14 protein-coding genes are annotated in these 15,980 nt (G+C 63.8%); 5 read left to right on the plus strand and 9 right to left on the minus strand.

The genetic code is table 11. The features are described from left to right. Positions 1-51: 51 nt before the first annotated feature. The 6 genes from ACRYLO_RS00100 to ACRYLO_RS00125 form a co-directional block, all read right to left on the minus strand. Positions 52-1,296 carry a glycosyltransferase family 4 protein gene (locus ACRYLO_RS00100; RefSeq protein WP_482658320.1) on the minus strand — a complete coding sequence of 415 codons (1,245 nt, stop codon included), beginning with the start codon at positions 1,294-1,296 and terminating at the stop codon, positions 52-54. 19 nt (positions 1,297-1,315) lie between these two features. Continuing rightward, positions 1,316-3,139, minus strand: coding sequence for an asparagine synthase (glutamine-hydrolyzing) (asnB, locus tag ACRYLO_RS00105; RefSeq protein WP_482658321.1), 1,824 nt, complete (start codon positions 3,137-3,139; stop codon positions 1,316-1,318). A 4-nt stretch (positions 3,140-3,143) separates the two neighbouring features. Then, on the minus strand, positions 3,144-4,664 hold the full coding sequence (locus ACRYLO_RS00110; RefSeq protein ID WP_482658322.1) for a hypothetical protein: 1,521 nt from the start codon (positions 4,662-4,664) through the stop codon (positions 3,144-3,146). Then, positions 4,646-5,779 carry an acyltransferase family protein gene (locus ACRYLO_RS00115; protein WP_482658323.1) on the minus strand — a complete coding sequence of 378 codons (1,134 nt, stop codon included), beginning with the start codon at positions 5,777-5,779 and terminating at the stop codon, positions 4,646-4,648. Before ACRYLO_RS00115 ends, ACRYLO_RS00110 begins: the two co-directional genes overlap by 19 nt. After that, a complete protein-coding gene (locus ACRYLO_RS00120) occupies positions 5,779-6,000 on the minus strand; it encodes a hypothetical protein (protein WP_482658324.1) in 222 nt (73 codons plus the stop codon). The genes ACRYLO_RS00115 and ACRYLO_RS00120 overlap by 1 nt, the downstream gene beginning before the upstream one ends. A 127-nt stretch (positions 6,001-6,127) precedes the next feature. Next, on the minus strand, positions 6,128-7,276 hold the full coding sequence (locus ACRYLO_RS00125) for an acyltransferase family protein (RefSeq protein WP_482658325.1): 1,149 nt from the start codon (positions 7,274-7,276) through the stop codon (positions 6,128-6,130). Between the two features lie 108 nt (positions 7,277-7,384). On the opposite strand from ACRYLO_RS00125, the gene ACRYLO_RS00130 reads away from it, so the two are divergent. Next, on the plus strand, positions 7,385-8,170 hold the full coding sequence (locus ACRYLO_RS00130) for a metallophosphoesterase (protein ID WP_482658326.1): 786 nt from the start codon (positions 7,385-7,387) through the stop codon (positions 8,168-8,170). A 41-nt stretch (positions 8,171-8,211) separates the two neighbouring features. On the opposite strand, the gene ACRYLO_RS00135 is transcribed toward ACRYLO_RS00130, so the two are convergent. After that, complete coding sequence (locus tag ACRYLO_RS00135; protein WP_482658327.1) at positions 8,212-9,525, minus strand: UDP-glucose dehydrogenase family protein; 1,314 nt, start codon at positions 9,523-9,525, stop codon at positions 8,212-8,214. Between the two features lie 173 nt (positions 9,526-9,698). Here ACRYLO_RS00135 and cysD point away from each other — a divergent pair, with 173 nt between their 5' ends. The 3 genes from cysD to ACRYLO_RS00150 are packed head-to-tail and all read left to right on the plus strand — an operon-like array spanning position 9,699 to position 13,239. Then, positions 9,699-10,595, plus strand: coding sequence for a sulfate adenylyltransferase subunit CysD (cysD, locus tag ACRYLO_RS00140; protein WP_482658328.1), 897 nt, complete (start codon positions 9,699-9,701; stop codon positions 10,593-10,595). Then, positions 10,595-12,508, plus strand: coding sequence for a sulfate adenylyltransferase subunit CysN (gene cysN / locus ACRYLO_RS00145; protein ID WP_482658329.1), 1,914 nt, complete (start codon positions 10,595-10,597; stop codon positions 12,506-12,508). Before cysD ends, cysN begins: the two co-directional genes overlap by 1 nt. Beyond that, positions 12,505-13,239, plus strand: coding sequence for a 3'(2'),5'-bisphosphate nucleotidase CysQ (locus ACRYLO_RS00150; protein WP_482658330.1), 735 nt, complete (start codon positions 12,505-12,507; stop codon positions 13,237-13,239). Before cysN ends, ACRYLO_RS00150 begins: the two co-directional genes overlap by 4 nt. A 38-nt stretch (positions 13,240-13,277) precedes the next feature. Here ACRYLO_RS00150 and ACRYLO_RS00155 read toward each other — a convergent pair whose 3' ends face one another. Beyond that, the gene (locus tag ACRYLO_RS00155; protein ID WP_482658331.1) at positions 13,278-14,303 is read right to left on the minus strand and encodes an NAD-dependent epimerase/dehydratase family protein; all 1,026 of its coding nucleotides are present in this window, start codon (positions 14,301-14,303) and stop codon (positions 13,278-13,280) included. Positions 14,304-14,401: 98 nt separating this feature from the next. Between ACRYLO_RS00155 and galU the strand changes: the two genes are divergently transcribed. After that, on the plus strand, positions 14,402-15,271 hold the full coding sequence (gene galU, locus ACRYLO_RS00160; protein WP_482658332.1) for a UTP--glucose-1-phosphate uridylyltransferase GalU: 870 nt from the start codon (positions 14,402-14,404) through the stop codon (positions 15,269-15,271). A gap of 284 nt (positions 15,272-15,555) precedes the next feature. Here the strand turns inward: galU and ACRYLO_RS00165 are convergent, their stop codons facing one another. After that, the gene (locus tag ACRYLO_RS00165) at positions 15,556-15,792 is read right to left on the minus strand and encodes a hypothetical protein (RefSeq protein ID WP_482658333.1); all 237 of its coding nucleotides are present in this window, start codon (positions 15,790-15,792) and stop codon (positions 15,556-15,558) included. Positions 15,793-15,980: the final 188 nt, after the last annotated feature.

Here is a 15,980-nt window from a genome sequence, read left to right on the forward strand (position 1 = left end):
CCGGTCGATGCATGTGGCGCTATCGGACTAACGCAGTTGCTGCAATGCACATTAAAACGTCTCGCGCCCGGAGCATGGTCCTGCGATCAATCCCAGCTCTTCGAGGTAGCGAAGCGCCAGCACGCGGCGGTCGAATTCGCGCGCCACATAGGCGTGACCGGATTTGCCCAATTCGGCGGCAAGGGCGGAATCGTCAGCGAGGCGACTCACTGCGGCCGCCAGCTCCGTCGCCGATTCGGGGGTGATCGCGATCCCCGCGCCGCCCGCCTCCATCAGCGCCTTGGCCTCGCCCTCGACCCCCAGGATCATCGGACAGGCCATCGCCATCGCCTCGAACATCTTCGACGGGATCACCGTCTTATAGGCGTCAAGTCGGCGCAGCAGCACCAGGGCAGCGTCGCTCGCCGCCCAGATGGCGGGCATCGCCGCCTTGGGCTGCTGGTCCAGCATGACGACGTTGGTGAGGCCGCGCGCGGCGACTTCGCCGACCAGCCGCGCGCGCTCGGCGCCGTCGCCGACCAGCAGAAAAGCGATGTCCGAACGATCGCGCAGCAGCGCCGCCGCCTCCAGCACCGTCTCAAGCTTGTGCGCCATGCCATGCGTGCCGACATAGGCGGCGACGAATTTGCCGGTCAGTCCGTGCGCGGCGCGGAAATCGGTCTCGGCGACGGGGTCCGGGGTGGTGAAGGTGGTGAGATCGACGCCGTTCTTGATGACCGCAATTCTGCCTTCGCCACGGCGTTCGCGGATATGCGGCACGAATCCATCGGTGACCGATACCACCAGATCGGCCTGACGATAGGCAAAGGCTTCGATCGCCTCGAGCAGCCGGATCGCGGCACCGCGCTTCATCGCGCCGAGGGCGACAATGCTCTCTGGCCACAAATCGCGAATCTCGAGCACCCAGGGACGGCGGCGGCGCTTGAGCAGCCAGCCGGCAAGTCCGCAGAAGAATTGCGGTGAGGTGGACAAAACCACATCCGCCCTGGGCAGCCGCCACATCCAGAGCAGCACCGAAAGCAGGTAAGAGACGAAATTGGCAATGCGCGGCAGAAAGCCTTCATTGGCCGCGAGCCAGGTCCATAGCCGGATCACGCGCACGCCCTCGCGCTCCTCCTCCTGCCACAGGCGGTTGCGATAACCGGGATAGACGCGTCCGGTCGGATGGTTGGGGACGCAGGTGACGACGGTGACGTCATGCCCGGCCTGCGCCCAGACACGCGCATGTTCGGACAGGCGCGAGGCAGGGGCGTTCACCTCGGGCGGGTAATAATGGGTGAGAACGAGGATTTTCATGCGCAGTCCGCCATGTCGGTTATGCTGCGAGGCTTGAAGGACTGCCGAAATAGCGCTCCAGCGCCTCGCCCGACCATTCGCGGCCCGACCGGCGGGTGCGGATGTCCTTGGTCGCACCCTTCAGCCAGCCGGTGACCGGGATGCCGAAGCCGGTTTTGGGCTTGTTGACGATCGCGTCGGGCAGCGGGGTGGACGGTGCATTGCCGAGCATCGCCTTGCCCGCTCCCGGCGTCAGTCCCGGCAGGATCGGGGCGAGCGCTTGCAGCAGGGTGAAGTCGACCAACGGCACGCGAATCTCAAGCGAATGCGCCATGCCCGCCCAGTCGGAATCGCGCAGCAGCTGGTTGCGCATGTAATTGCCGGATTCGAGCGCGGCGACGCGGCCATTGTCGCTGCCCGGATCGGGCGTCATCGTCGCAGTGATCAGCCCTTCAGGATCGAGTTCGGCAAGGCCCTGTGCCGCCAGTCCCGGATCCATCGCGCCGTCGAGCTCGAACGGAAGCAGTACGGCGCGGCGCAGCAGATAGGTGCCCGCCCAGCTGCGCGGCTGGTCGAGCAGCCCGGCGAGCTTGGGATTGCGCGCGAGCAGGCCGGGGGCGAGCAGCTTCAACAAGGCGCGGCCAGCGCCCCCGGCACCGGGGAGGTGCGCGACCGGCCCGAACACGCGGCGCGTCCGGGGAATCGTGCGGAAGGTCGAATAGCCGGCGAGCAATTCGTCGCCGCCAAGGCCCGACAGCGCAACCTTAAGCCCGAGTTCGCGGGTCGCCTTGCTCACGAACCAACTGTTGATGCCATCGATCGTCGGTTGGTCCATCGCCGCGAAAATCGCGGGCAGGTCGCCGCGAAACTCCTCCGCGCTGATCTGCCGGACATGATGCTCGACACCATACAGGGCCGCGACCGATGCCGCGCCCGGCACTTCGTCCGCAGGCGTTCCGGCAAATTCGGGGAAGGCGAGGGTGCAGGCGCGGATCCGGTCCGCTCCGCAATCGCGCATCAGCCCGACCAGGGCACCCGAATCGACACCGCTGGACAGGAACGCGCCGACCTCGACATCCGCAACCATATGGTGGCGGACGCTGTCGCGCAGTGCTTCGACGACATCGACGGTGCCGCTCCCGCTTTTTCTGGTGTCGTGTCCGTCAGCGATCGCCTGCGCGACCGAGGCGTAGGGCATCGGCGCGCTGACGCCATTGGCATCGACCGTCATCCAGCTGCCCGCCGGGACGGCGCGGATCGCGCGATAGATGGTGAAGGGATCGGGCACCGATCCCATCAGGTGAAAGCCGGTCAGCCCCGCCGGCGATGGCTCGCGCGAGATCGACGGGTCCGCGATCAGTGCCTTGACCTGCGAGGCAAAGGCGATGCGGCCGTTGGTGTCGGCATAGTAGAGCGGCTTGATGCCATAGGGATCGCGGGCAAGGGTCATGCGACGCTCGCGCGCATCCCAGATGGCGAAGGCGAACATGCCACGCAGCCGCGTCAGCATCGCCGGTCCATGCGCGGCGAACAGCGCGAGCAGCACTTCGGTGTCCGACCCGCTGGCAAAGCGGTGGCCCTGCGCCTCCAGCTCGGAACGCAGCGCCCGGTAATTGTAGATTTCGCCGTTGAAGACGAGGCTGTAGCGCCCGATGTCGTCATGCATCGGCTGCGCGCCACCATCGCTCAAATCGATGATCGACAGGCGGCGATGGGCGAGGCCCACCCGCGCCTCGCCGTCGATCCACAGCCCGACGCCATCGGGACCACGCGCTGCCATCGCATCGCGGATCGCGATCAGCCGCTCGGGGGCGATTGCGAGTGCGCTGTCGCGATGCGCGAACATGCCGGCGATACCGCACATAGGATCAGGCTTCCGTCAGGGGCGGCAACAGCCGATTGGCGAAGTGGCAAACGAGGTGGAGCACGACCGCGGCGCTGATCGGCCCGATGACGTCGATGACAAGCATCCCGTCGATGCGGACACCCAAGCGCATGCCCAATGCAACCACCAGCAAGAGGTGCCAAGCCTCACGCGTGAGCGCCATCACGCTATAGATCGACCACAATGCCAGCACCGTCGCCGTAACTACGGCGAACAGGCCTACACCCAACCAGCCAAAGACCCAATATCCTTCTGCAGGGATACTGGGACTCGTCGAGGAATTGTAATTGCCGTTGGCGCGAAACGTGAACTCGCGGCCAATGTCGGTAATCACCGGTTTGTCGGGATATATGATGCGAGGAATCCAGACGATGAAGATGTCCCGCAGCGAATCGCCAGGCAAACCCTGATCATATTCGGCGATCGCGTAGCTGCCCGCATTGACATAGCTCAGACGCGCCCAGCCAATCTGATATTCCGGCCCACCCGCCTGCGATTGGTCTTCCCCGGCGGCACGCGCGCTGAGCACTCTCAACGTGTCAGACAGGACCGCGCGATTTTCCTCCGTTCGTTGGACCAACCGGCGCCCCTCGGTCACGATATCGGCCACGACAAAATAATAAGGGATCATGATCGAAACGATCAGGGCAAGTCGTCTAAAACTTGTCTTGTGATAGAGGTATGCCACCGGGAGCATCAGTACGGGAAACAGTGCGGCGTATTTGCTCAACCCGATAAGTCCGACCACCGAGTCGATCACAGTCAGCGCAAATATGATCCAGAACCAGCGACGTTTATTATTATTTAGAGCCCAATATGCAATCAAAAAGTAACCGATGTAAGCCAGGTAACCAATTTGAATGGCGACATTGGGTAGTTCAAAATTATATACTTCCAACGTCGCAGGATAAATCAGTAGATAATTGACCAAAGTTCCCAATGTCAGGAACGTAAATCCGATAAATTTGATCGACAGATTGGATGGCGATATAAATGTCAGAAATTTTGAGCTTCCGTGGCGCGAACGCAGCGGGCCGATGATGGCGGCGGTAAAGATCAACACCACCGCATGAAAAACGGCGACTGTGATGTTGAACTTCAACACGTCTCGCGGGAAGAAGTCGAAAAATGACGTGACAATAGCGCGTGTTTCTTCGTTCAGCAGAAGCGTGGCGAGTGATCCGACGCCAAAATAACCAACGACAGCGACGCGATACCACAGCAACGGCGCCCACAGCGTGTGACGATTGGCCATCATCATTTTGTAAATGGCCGCGCCGACGATCATCGACAGCAGCACCGGTCCGACATAGTTGGCGAACGTGGTAGCTTGCTCGCCATACGCAACCGCGATGCCGTAGAACACAAGAAGCATGAAGGTGCCGCAAACTTCGGCAATGCCGGGCACCAAGCCGAGCATCGGATCGCCGTCCCGGGCTGAGGCAGTGCTCCGATCCCGACCGGTCCAATTGGCAGCGATCATGGTCATGGTCTCGCGGTCCATTGCTTGATCAATTGGCGTGCGGGCTCTTCGATATAATGGAAACAAAGCCCGCTAACGACAATGAGCACCGGGTAATAAGACAGTTTGGTCACCATCCCATCGCCGAAAACCAGATCGTCCAAAATGTAACGGACGGGGGTCTGCAGGATGTAGATGCAATAGCTCGCGCCGCCGAGAAATACGAGCCAGTGCTGTTCGAGCATCGTTTTTACAAATGCGCCCGGTGGAAGCGCATAAGTGGCCGCGATGACAAGTGCGAACCCCACAGCCGCAAAGCCGGATATCCATGCGCTGGTGGATATGGCGAGCGAAACCACGGACATGAGCAGGCCGATCGACAATAGTGCGGGGGCGTAACGCTGCAACCTGTCACCGGATGAGCCGGATACGATCCCGTACATCGCGATGCCGAGCATGAATTCCGGTAGCTTGACGACCGGCAGCGGCACCATGCCCAACCACTCCCAAACGAGTGGTCGTCCGACCGCCGAGGGTGTCGCGGCACCGATCATGATGATCGACATGGCAACAGCGAACCCGATGGCCCAGCCCCTGCTTCGCAGGATCAGCATGCTGATGAGCGGAAAGACAAGGTAAAAACCCAGCTCGACAGACAAGGTCCAGGCAGGCGGGTTCCATAGTTGGATCGGTACTGGCGTATCCAGCGGCAACCACGAATGAAGCAGAAGAAATTGCGGCCAGGCCAAACCAGCCCGTGCCTCGGGATGATATTGGAGAGTCGCGGCCGCCAAAATTACGGAGACCAGGTAAATCGGATAAATTCGGGCGACGCGTGCGAGAAAATACTTTCGGGTGCTGGCAGCGTCCACGATCTTGTTTTTGTAGACGTGTGAAAGAATGAACCCCGAAAGGACAAAAAACAGACTTACGCCAAGATATCCGTTCAGCGTGAAGTTCACGATCGGCGCGGCCCAATCTCCGACTGCGTCACGGAGGGCGGACGCGCCTGAGTGGAGAAACAGCACGTAAAGCGCCGCGAAAAATCTCAGGCTGGTCAGCGCATCGATGCGCTGTGCGGGTTCGCTGGCGATTGAGGCCCCGACGCGATCGTCTGGACCCGATACCGCAGGTGCCGCTAGGTCGATCCTGCCCATCAGCCGGGCACCGCCGATGCAATGCAGTCGTCGCTGTTCCAGATGGCGCTTACGAGGCTGTGGCGGCGCGGCTCCCGTTTGACCATGTCCCCCTTAAAATCGCGACCAAAGCTGCGGATTTCGGCAGCGCACAGATTACGTGCAAGCGCCCATTGCATGGCATGCGCCGGGACGGTGACCTGCGCGATTCCGAAAAAGTACCGAAGCAGCTTGCCAATCATCCCGATTCTCGACGTGGGCAGCCGCGGGTGCAGCGGCAACAAGGCGTCATGCGAGCCCGGCCAATAGGGCCAAGCGTCCGCAGATGCACGCGGATTTTCCGCAGATGCGAGCAAATCGGACCCGCGATCAGACACGGACGGTCCCCGTTTTGTGGCGGCGCGCGTCGAGCCGGCCATTGATCCAACGGAGCAGCGGCTTTTCAACGAACAGATAGACGAGCACACCCAGGATGATCCCGCTGCCGACGATCAGTCCGATCGCAGCCCAGCGCATATCGGGGCCGGCCAGCCCGACGCTGCCGATCAGTCGCCCCAGCACACGCTGCGGGATTTCATGCCACAGATAGATGGCATAAGACGCATTGCCGAGCAGCATCATCACCGCGTGCAGCCGGCCCCGGAACCGGATTGCAGGATCCGCGAGCACGACGACCCAGATCGTGGCGGCAATGCCGAACCACGGCGTCAGCGCGCGGGATGCGCGCTCAAAGTCCGCGGGTGCGACCGGACCGAGCAGCAGCGCTACATCGCGCATCGCCGCCCAGGCGAAGATGGCGAGGCCGATGAGCGCGAGCGCCATTCTGCCCCATGCCGGGATGGCCGGACGCGCCCGCACGATGAAGCGCGCCCGCACGATGAAGAACGCGGCGACACCAAGTGAGAACAGGAAAGCATAGGCCGATCCGACCAGCGGGATCGCGTCGCGCGCCGCGCTCAACGCTGGCACCATCGTCAGCACATAGCCGGCCACACCCCAGGCAAGCAGCACGGCGATGAACAGCCAGCGACGGATAAAGGCCAGCAGGAACAATGCATAGAACGCCATTTCATGCGTCAGCGTCCACAATGCCGGGGGCGCATAGACAAATTCGAACGGGATCAGCGTGAACGAGACGAGATATTCGATCGGCTGCATCGGTATTCCGCCTGCGAAGCGGAGCGCTGCCCACGCGATCACCACCAGCGCCACCGGCGGATAGATGCGGACCAGCCGCTTGCGGATGTAACTCGGCACCTCGCCCGCCGCGCCAACGCGGTCGTAGTGGATCCAGCAGATAATGAAGCCGCTGAGCACGAAGAACAGCTCGACCCCGGCATGGCCGAACATAAAATTCACTTCCCAGCTGCGGATGGGCTGGTAGCCATCCGCGCCGAAGACGCAGGCCGCGTGATACACAACTACGAGAATCGCCGCGACTGCACGAAAATACTGCAGCGCAGGCAACGTCGCGGCGCGCCCGTGCGACGCATCGACGGCTGTTCCGGCTATCGTCATGCTTTCCCCTCGGCGCGGACCGTCGCCCTTTTGCGTAATGGCGTCAAGCCGCTGCATTGCGGCACTGCGGCAATGCGCCTATCTCAGCCGCCGGAACGGGAAAAGCACGTGGTTTTGTCGAAGTTGAAGAATTTGTTCGGGGCGTCGCCAGCGATGTCGGCCGCGTCGGCGACGCTGCCCGATGGCGAGCGGGTCTATGCGATCGGCGACATCCACGGTCGGTTCGACCTGCTGATCGATCTGCTCGCACGGATCGATGCCGATGATGCGGCGCGGGGACAGGCGCTGACGCGGATCATCTTCCTGGGCGATCTGGTCGATCGCGGACCCGATTCGGCGAGCGTGGTCGAACTGTTGGCAACGCGCGATTTCGGCGGGCGACAGGTCGATTTCCTGCTTGGCAATCATGAGGAGGTGTTCCTCAAGGCGCTCGGCGGCAATCTGGAAACGATGCGCTTCTGGCTGCGGATCGGCGGCGAGGAGACGTTGCTGAGCTATGGCACGCCGATCGAACTGATCGACCGGGGCCTTGCGGATGAGCTGGTCGCCGATTTCCTCCCGCGCGTGCCTGCACACCATGTCGCGTTCCTGCATCGGATGACCGACATGGTTCGGATCGGCGATTATTGTTTCGTCCATGCCGGAATCCGGCCGCATGTCGCGCTCGACCGGCAAAAGCCTGAGGACCTGCGCTGGATTCGCGAGCAGTTCCTGAATTTCGAAGGCAGCTTCGGCGCGACCGTGGTGCATGGCCATTCGATCGCGGCGCAGGTCGAGGAGCTGCCCAACCGCATCGGGATCGACACCGGCGCTTACGCCACCGGGCGGCTGACCGCACTGGCACTGGAGGGTGGCGAGCGCTGGTACCTCGCGACCGAGGGTGAGCGGGGCTAATCAAATAATCCTCCCCCTGGCGGGGGAGGGTTGATATCGCCTCAATCTACCTTCTTGCCCACGCCCACCAGCTTGAGCCCGGCGCGCTGCACCTCTTCGGCGGGGTAGATGTTGCGCAGATCGACCAGCAGCGGCGCGTTGAGCAGCTTCTTCATCCTGCCAAGGTCGAGTGCGCGGAACTCGTCCCATTCGGTCACGATCACCAGCGCATCGGAACCCTCGGCCGCGGCATAGGGGCTGGGGCAGAATTCGACATTCTTGACCAGCGGACGCGCCTGTTCGACGCCTTCGGGGTCATAGGCGCGGACGATTGCGCCCGCATCCTGCAGCGTCTGGATGACCGCCAGGCTGGGGGCGTCGCGCATGTCGTCGGTGTTGGGCTTGAAGGTCAGGCCCAGGATCGCGACGGTCTTGCCGCGCACATCGCCGCCCATCGCCTTGATCACCTTGCGCCCCATCGCGCGCTTGCGGCTGTCATTGACCTGCACCGTCGCCTCGACGATGCGCAGCGGCGTTTCATGGTCGTCGGCGGTCTTGAGCAGCGCCAGCGTGTCCTTGGGGAAGCACGACCCGCCATAGCCCGGACCGGCATTCAGGAACTTGCGCCCGATGCGGTTGTCCATGCCGATGCCGCGCGACACTTCCTGCACGTCCGCGCCGACCTCTTCGCACAGGTCCGCGATTTCGTTGATGAAAGTGATCTTGACCGCGAGGAAGGCGTTGGCGGCATATTTGATCAGCTCGGCGGTGCGGCGGCCGGTGAACATCACCGGGGCCGACTGGTTGAGCGACAGCGGGCGGTAGATGTCGCGCATCACCTGGCTCGCGCCCTCGTCCTCGCTGCCGACGACAACACGGTCGGGGCGCTTGAAGTCGCTGATCGCAGCACCTTCGCGCAGGAATTCGGGGTTGGAGACGACCGTGATGCCTTTGTCCGGGGCGATCCGCGCGACGATGCGCTCGACCTCGTCGCCCGTGCCGACCGGGACGGTCGATTTGGTGACGATCACGGTCGGGCCGTCAACCGCCGCCACGATTTCTTCGGCTGCGGCAAAGACATAGGACAGGTCGGCATGCCCGTCGCCGCGACGGCTGGGCGTGCCGACCGCGATGAACACCGCGTCCGCGCCCTTGACCCCTTCGGCCAGGTCAGTGGTGAAGGACAGGCGCCCGGCCTTGACGTTCGACGCGACAAGCTCGGCCAGGCCCGGCTCATAGATCGGCATGACGTTCTGGTGCAGCAGCTCGATCTTGCGCGCGTCCTTGTCCACGCACACCACGTCGTGGCCGAAATCGGAAAAGCACGCCCCGGAAACCAGGCCGACATAGCCGGTGCCGATCATTGCAATACGCACGCTGGAAGTCCCTTTCGTCGCGGCAGTCCGGCCGCCCTATGCACAGGTGGCGCGCGCCATGCGACCCAAAAATGGCGTCGCCATGGCAGCGCGCAAGGGCGCGCATCGTGCCTGAGGCGGTCTAAACAAATACTAGATCGCAGGCGGCGGACGTGATCCATAGATGACCGCCTATGAACTCCCTGACACATCTTGCCCGGCTGGAGGCCGAGAGCATCCACATCCTGCGCGAAGTGGTTGCCGAGGCCGAGCGGCCAGTGATGCTCTATTCGGTCGGCAAGGACAGCGCGGTGATGCTGCATCTGGCCAAAAAGGCCTTCTTCCCCGCGCCGCCGCCCTTTCCGCTGCTCCATGTCGATACGACGTGGAAATTCCGCGCGATGTACGACCTGCGCGACCGCGCGGCGCGTGAGGCGGGGATGGAGCTGCTGGTCCATCAGAACCCCGAGGCCAAGGCGCGCGGCATCAACCCGTTCGACCATGGCGGCGTCCACACCGACATGTGGAAGACCGAGGGGCTGAAACAGGCGCTCGACCTGTACGGCTTCGACGCGGCATTCGGCGGCGCGCGGCGCGACGAGGAAAAGAGCCGGGCAAAAGAGCGCGTGTTCAGCTTCCGCTCGGCCAGCCATCGCTGGGACCCCAAGGCGCAGCGCCCCGAATTGTGGCGGCTCTACAATGCGCGCAAGGCCAAGGGCGAGAGCATCCGCGCCTTCCCGCTGTCCAACTGGACCGAACTCGACATCTGGCAGTACATTCGCGCCGAGGGGATCGAGATCGTGCCCCTCTATTTCGCCGCGCCGCGCCCGACGGTGGTGCGCGGGGGCCTCACGCTGATGGTCGATGACGACCGCTTTCCGCTCGACGGGGAAGAGCCGGTGATGCGCTCGATCCGCTTCCGCACGCTCGGCTGCTACCCGCTGACCGGCGCGGTCGAGAGCGCGGCGGCAACGCTGGACGAAGTGATCCAGGAGATGTTGCTGACCACGACCTCCGAACGGCAAGGGCGCGCGATCGATCACGATCAGGCCGCGTCGATGGAGAAGAAGAAGCAGGAGGGGTATTTCTGATGACCTCCTCCTACCGCCCCGACGCCCTCATCGCGTCCGACATTTCCGCCTATCTCGAACAGCATCAGTCGAAATCGCTGCTGCGCTTCATCACCTGCGGGTCGGTGGACGACGGCAAGTCGACGCTGATCGGGCGGCTGCTCTATGATTCGAAGATGATCTTCGAGGATCAGCTCGCCGCGCTCGAAGCCGACAGCAAGCGAGTGGGAACGCAAGGGCAGGAGATCGACTTTGCCCTGCTCGTCGACGGCCTCGCCGCCGAGCGCGAGCAAGGGATCACGATCGACGTCGCCTATCGCTTTTTCGCGACCGAAAAGCGCAAGTTCATCGTCGCCGACACGCCGGGGCATGAGCAATATACGCGCAACATGGTCACCGGCGCGTCGACCGCCGACCTCGCCGTCATCCTGATCGACGCGCGCAAGGGCGTGCTCACGCAAACGCGGCGGCACAGCTTCCTTGCGCACCTGATCGGCATCCGCCACATCGTGCTGGCGGTGAACAAGATGGACCTGGTCGGCTATGACCGCGCGACGTTCGACGCCATCGTCGCCGATTATCGCGCCTTTGCCGCCAGCATCGGCATTGCCGACTTCACCGCGATCCCGATTTCGGGGTTCAAGGGCGACAACATCACCAGCGCGAGCGACAACACGCCCTGGTACGGCGGCCCGGCGCTGATCGAACATCTCGAAACCGTCCCGGTCGGCGGGGAGGGCGATGCGCGCCCCTTCCGCATGCCGGTGCAGTGGGTCAACCGCCCCAACCTCGATTTCCGCGGGTTCGCCGGCACCATCGCCAGCGGATCGGTCAAGCCGGGTGACGCGGTGCGCATCCTGCCATCGGGTCGCACCAGCAAAGTCGCGCGAATCGTCACCTATGACGGCGATCTGGCGCAGGCGGGCCGCGACCAGTCGGTGACGCTGACCTTGGCGGACGAGGTCGATTGCTCGCGCGGCGACGTGATTGTCGCGGCCGATGCCCCGCCCGAGGTTGCCGACCAGTTTCAGGCGACGATCGTGTGGATGGATCAGGAGGATCTGCTCCCCGGCCGCGCCTATTGGCTCAAGCTCGGCACGCAGACGGTGAGTGCGACGGTTCAGCCGCCGCGCCATGTGATCTGCGTCAACACCATGGCCGAGCTGAGCGCGAAGACGCTGAGCCTCAACGATATCGGCGTGGCGGAGGTTTACACCGACCGCGGGATCGTGTTCGAACCCTATGCCGACAGCCACGATCTGGGCGGCTTCATCCTGATCGACAAGCTGACCAACGCGACGGTCGCGGCGGGCATGCTCAACTTCTCGCTGCGCCGCGCCCAGAATGTGCATTGGCAGGCGCTGGAGATCACGCGTGAGGCGCATGCCGCGCAAAAGGGCCAGCATCCGCGATTGCTGTGGTTCACCGGCCTGTCGGGCTCGGGCAAGTCGACCATCGCCAATCTGGTCGAGAAAAAGCTGCACGCGCTCGGCAAGCACAGCTTCCTGCTCGACGGCGATAATGTCCGCCACGGCCTCAACAAGGATCTGGGCTTCAGCGACGCCGACCGGATCGAGAATATCCGCCGCGTGGGCGAAGTGGCGAAGCTGATGTGCGACGCGGGGCTGATCGTCCTCACCGCCTTCATCTCGCCCTTCCGCGCCGAGCGTGAGCTGGTGCGGCGGATGCTGCCCGAGGGCGAGTTCTTCGAGATTTTCGTCGACACCCCGCTGGAAGAGGCCGAGCGCCGCGATGTGAAGGGCCTCTACAAAAAGGCGCGCGCGGGTGAGATCGCCAATTTCACCGGCATCTCCAGCCCCTATGAAGCCCCGATGACCCCGGAGATTCGCATCGATACGCAAGCCATGACGCCCGAAGCCGCCGCCGATCTGGTGGTCGAACATGTGCTGGGCATCTGGTCGCCGGTGCTATGACAATGGTCGATGATGCCACGCTCGCCCGCCAGGTCGCGGACGCCGCGGGAGCGCTGCTGCGCGCGATCCAGGACGATGGCGCGGACGGCGCGCGCGGGGACCGTGAGGCCAATGCGCTGATCCTCGACCTGCTCCGCGCCGCGCGGCCGGACGATCCGATCCTGTCGGAGGAGTCCGCCGACGATCTCGCCCGGCTCGACTCGCGGCGGGTGTGGATCGTCGATCCGCTCGACGGCACGCGCGAGTTCGGTGAGGGGCGCGACGATTGGGCGGTGCACATCGGCCTGTCGATCGACGGCGTTGCAGCGGTCGGCGCGGTGGCGCTGCCCCGGCGCGGGGTGACCCTTTGCACTGCGCAGCCGCCGGAACTGCCTCCTGCCGCCACGCCACCGCGCATGCTGGTCAGCCGAACCCGCGCGACGCAGCTCTGTACCGGGGTGGCCGAGGCGATCGGGGCGGAATTGGTCGGCATGGGATCGGCGGGGGCCAAGGCGATGGCGGTGGTGCTGGGGGAGGCGGAAATCTACCTCCACTCCGGCGGGCAATATCAATGGGACAATTGCGCGCCAGCCGCGGTCGCCGCCGCCGCTGGGCTGCACGTCTCGCGGATCGACGGGTCGCCGATCCGCTATAACGAAGCCGATTTGTCGCTCCCCGACCTGCTCATCTGCCGCCGCGAATGGGCAGCGCCGGTGCTCGAGCTGGTGGCGAAGAGCGGAGCATGCGGGTGACCAAATAATCCTCCCCCTGGCGGGGGAGGATTTTTCGGTCAGCCCTTCTCCGCCGCGACATGCTCGCGGTACCAGCGGACGAACTCGGCGACGCCCTGTTCGACCGGCGTGGTCGGCACCCGCCCGGTGAGCGCGCGGAGCAGGGCGGGCGAGGCTTCGGTCGCGGGAACGTCGCCGGCCTGCATCGGCAGGAAATTCTTCTTCGCGGTCATGCCCAACGCCGTTTCCAGTGCGGCGATATAATCCATCAGCGGGGTGGGCGTGCCGCCGCCGATATTGACCACGCGGAACGGCGCGGCGGGCGACAGGCTGTCATGCGGCCCGACCGGATCGCTGCCCGGCACCGCCGACACCAGATCGACGATCGACCGGACGAGGTCGTCGACATAGGTGAAGTCGCGCGCCATCTCGCCATTATTGTACACGTCGATCGGCTCGCCGCGCAGCATCGCGTCGGCGAACTTGAACAGCGCCATGTCGGGCCGGCCCCACGGGCCATAGACGGTGAAGAAGCGGAAAAAGGTCATCGGGATGCCGAACAGATGGGCATAGCTGTGCCCCATCAACTCGGTCGCGCCCTTGGTCGCGGCATAAAGGCTCATCGGCGTCTGCGTCCGCTGCAGCTCGTCAAACGGCATCGCCGTGTTCGCGCCATAGACCGAGCTGGTCGAGGCGGCGAGGAAGTGGCGGACGGGGTTATGCCGCGCCAGCTCCATCAGGTTGAAGGTGCCGACGATATTGGTGCCGACATAGTCCGCCGGATGATCGATGCTGTAGCGCACCCCGGCCTGTGCGGCGAGGTGGATCACCGCGTCGGGGGCAAAGTCCGTCCACGCGTCGGTCAGCGCCGCCCCATCCTCGATCGAGATGCGCGCCAGTTCGAAATTGGCGTGGTTGGACAGGATCGCGTTGCGGCGTTCCTTGAGCGCGGGATCGTAATAGGGGGTGAAGTTATCGACGCCGAGCACCTTCGCGCCCGACTGAAGCAGCAGGCTGGAGGTGTGGAACCCGATAAAGCCCGCAGAGCCGGTAACGAGGACGCGGCGGTCGGAGAGGTCGTTCATCGGTATCCATTTCCTTGCGGTTCGCGGGCCGCCTAACCCAAAGCCCACCCTTGTTCTATGCCCCTGATCCGCTATTCGCCCCGTCAGGAGATTTGAGCATGACGATCAAGAAGCTGCGCAAAGCCGTTTTCCCTGTCGGGGGCCTTGGCACCCGGTTCCTGCCCGCCACCAAGGCGATGCCCAAGGAGATGCTGCCGGTCGTCGATCGCCCGCTGATCCAATATGCGGTGGACGAGGCGATCGAGGCGGGGATCGAGCAGATGATCTTCGTCACCGGCCGCGGCAAGGCCGCGATCGAGGACCATTTCGACATCGCCTATGAGCTGGAAGCGACAATGGCGGCGCGCGGCAAGTCGCTCGAGATTCTCGAGGACACGCGGCTGAAGCCCGGTTCGATCGCCTATGTCCGCCAGCAGGAGCCGATGGGCCTGGGCCACGCCGTATGGTGCGCGCGCGACATCGTCGGGGACGAGCCGTTCGCGGTGCTGCTGGCCGATGACTTCATGGTGGGGCAGCCCGGCTGCCTGAAGCAGATGGTCGAGGCGTATAACAAGGTTGGCGGCAATCTGATCTGTGCGCAGGAAGTGCCCGATTCGCAGACCGACAAATATGGCGTGATCACGCCGGGGACGCGCGACGGCACGCTGACGCAGGTGCATGGGCTGGTCGAAAAGCCCAAGCCGGGGACGGCACCGTCGAACCTGGCGGTGATCGGCCGCTACATCCTTCAGCCCGAAGTGATGCGCGTGCTGGAGACGCAGGAAGCGGGCGCGGGTGGCGAGATCCAGTTGACCGACGCGATGGCGCGGATGATCGGCGACCAGCCCTTCCACGGCGTGACGTTCCAGGGGACGCGCTACGACTGTGGCGACAAGGCCGGTTACGCGCAGGCCAATCTCGCGCTGGCGCTGGAGCGTGCGGATATCGGCCCGGCGGTGCTGGAATTTGCGCGCGGCCTGATTCGCTAGAATCGGTTTCAGTTAACCGACCGGCGCCGATTCACCTTTTCTGAAACGGCTCCAGGTCTCGTTCCCGATGCGCTGGACCGGACCGGCGGCGATGATCGTTACCGCCCGCATCGCCATGCGCGCATCCGATTCGGAATGTCGTAAATTGTATCAGCGACGACCAGCCGCGCTGCAGACGTCGATCGCCAGCGGCCGCGATAACTGCGCCAGCCATCAAGGGCTTCAGCGCAAAAAAAATGGCGACCCGAAGGCCGCCATTTTAAAAACTCGTCTTGCCGACCAGCTTACGGGCTGGTGGGTTCGTCGTCCGCGCTGGTCGCGGCATAGATGCCGAGGCCAACCGCAACCACCACGAACACGATCAGGAAGGGGAAACCACCATCCTGCAGGTTCGACTCACCCGCCGGGGTCGCAACAGGCGCCACAGCAGCATTCGAAACCGACGCCTGGGGCGCGGCCAGCGCCGGGGTCGTTGCAAGCGAGCAGGCCGCAACGGCCATCATCAACTTTGCCAACCGCATAAATTGCTCCCTCTTCTTATTCTCACGCAGTGTTGTAGCGCGTGCCCTATGCCACAGCCGAAAGATCAGCTCAACCGGCTAAAACGCCTAATTTGAGCAACTCCGGATACGGCTAGAACGCCATGGTCATTGATCGGTTCCAGATCCTGGCGAATGATTTCGCACTCGCCACAAACATCAACCGAGCA

Source organism: Sphingomonas sp. SDUR79 (genome assembly GCF_056821745.1).

Bases quoted from the DNA above. Each gene is read 5' to 3' on its own strand.
- ACRYLO_RS00100 (WP_482658320.1), bottom strand. From the start codon at position 1,296: ATGAAAATCCTCGTTCTCACCCATTATTACCCGCCCGAGGTGAACGCC.
- asnB (WP_482658321.1), bottom strand. From the start codon at position 3,139: ATGTGCGGTATCGCCGGCATGTTCGCGCATCGCGACAGCGCACTCGCA.
- ACRYLO_RS00110 (WP_482658322.1), bottom strand. From the start codon at position 4,664: ATGGACCGCGAGACCATGACCATGATCGCTGCCAATTGGACCGGTCGG.
- ACRYLO_RS00115 (WP_482658323.1), bottom strand. From the start codon at position 5,779: ATGGGCAGGATCGACCTAGCGGCACCTGCGGTATCGGGTCCAGACGAT.
- ACRYLO_RS00120 (WP_482658324.1), bottom strand. From the start codon at position 6,000: ATGATTGGCAAGCTGCTTCGGTACTTTTTCGGAATCGCGCAGGTCACC.
- ACRYLO_RS00125 (WP_482658325.1), bottom strand. From the start codon at position 7,276: ATGACGATAGCCGGAACAGCCGTCGATGCGTCGCACGGGCGCGCCGCG.
- cysD (WP_482658328.1), top strand. From the start codon at position 9,699: ATGAACTCCCTGACACATCTTGCCCGGCTGGAGGCCGAGAGCATCCAC.
- cysN (WP_482658329.1), top strand. From the start codon at position 10,595: ATGACCTCCTCCTACCGCCCCGACGCCCTCATCGCGTCCGACATTTCC.
- ACRYLO_RS00150 (WP_482658330.1), top strand. From the start codon at position 12,505: ATGACAATGGTCGATGATGCCACGCTCGCCCGCCAGGTCGCGGACGCC.
- ACRYLO_RS00155 (WP_482658331.1), bottom strand. From the start codon at position 14,303: ATGAACGACCTCTCCGACCGCCGCGTCCTCGTTACCGGCTCTGCGGGC.
- galU (WP_482658332.1), top strand. From the start codon at position 14,402: ATGACGATCAAGAAGCTGCGCAAAGCCGTTTTCCCTGTCGGGGGCCTT.
- ACRYLO_RS00165 (WP_482658333.1), bottom strand. From the start codon at position 15,792: ATGCGGTTGGCAAAGTTGATGATGGCCGTTGCGGCCTGCTCGCTTGCA.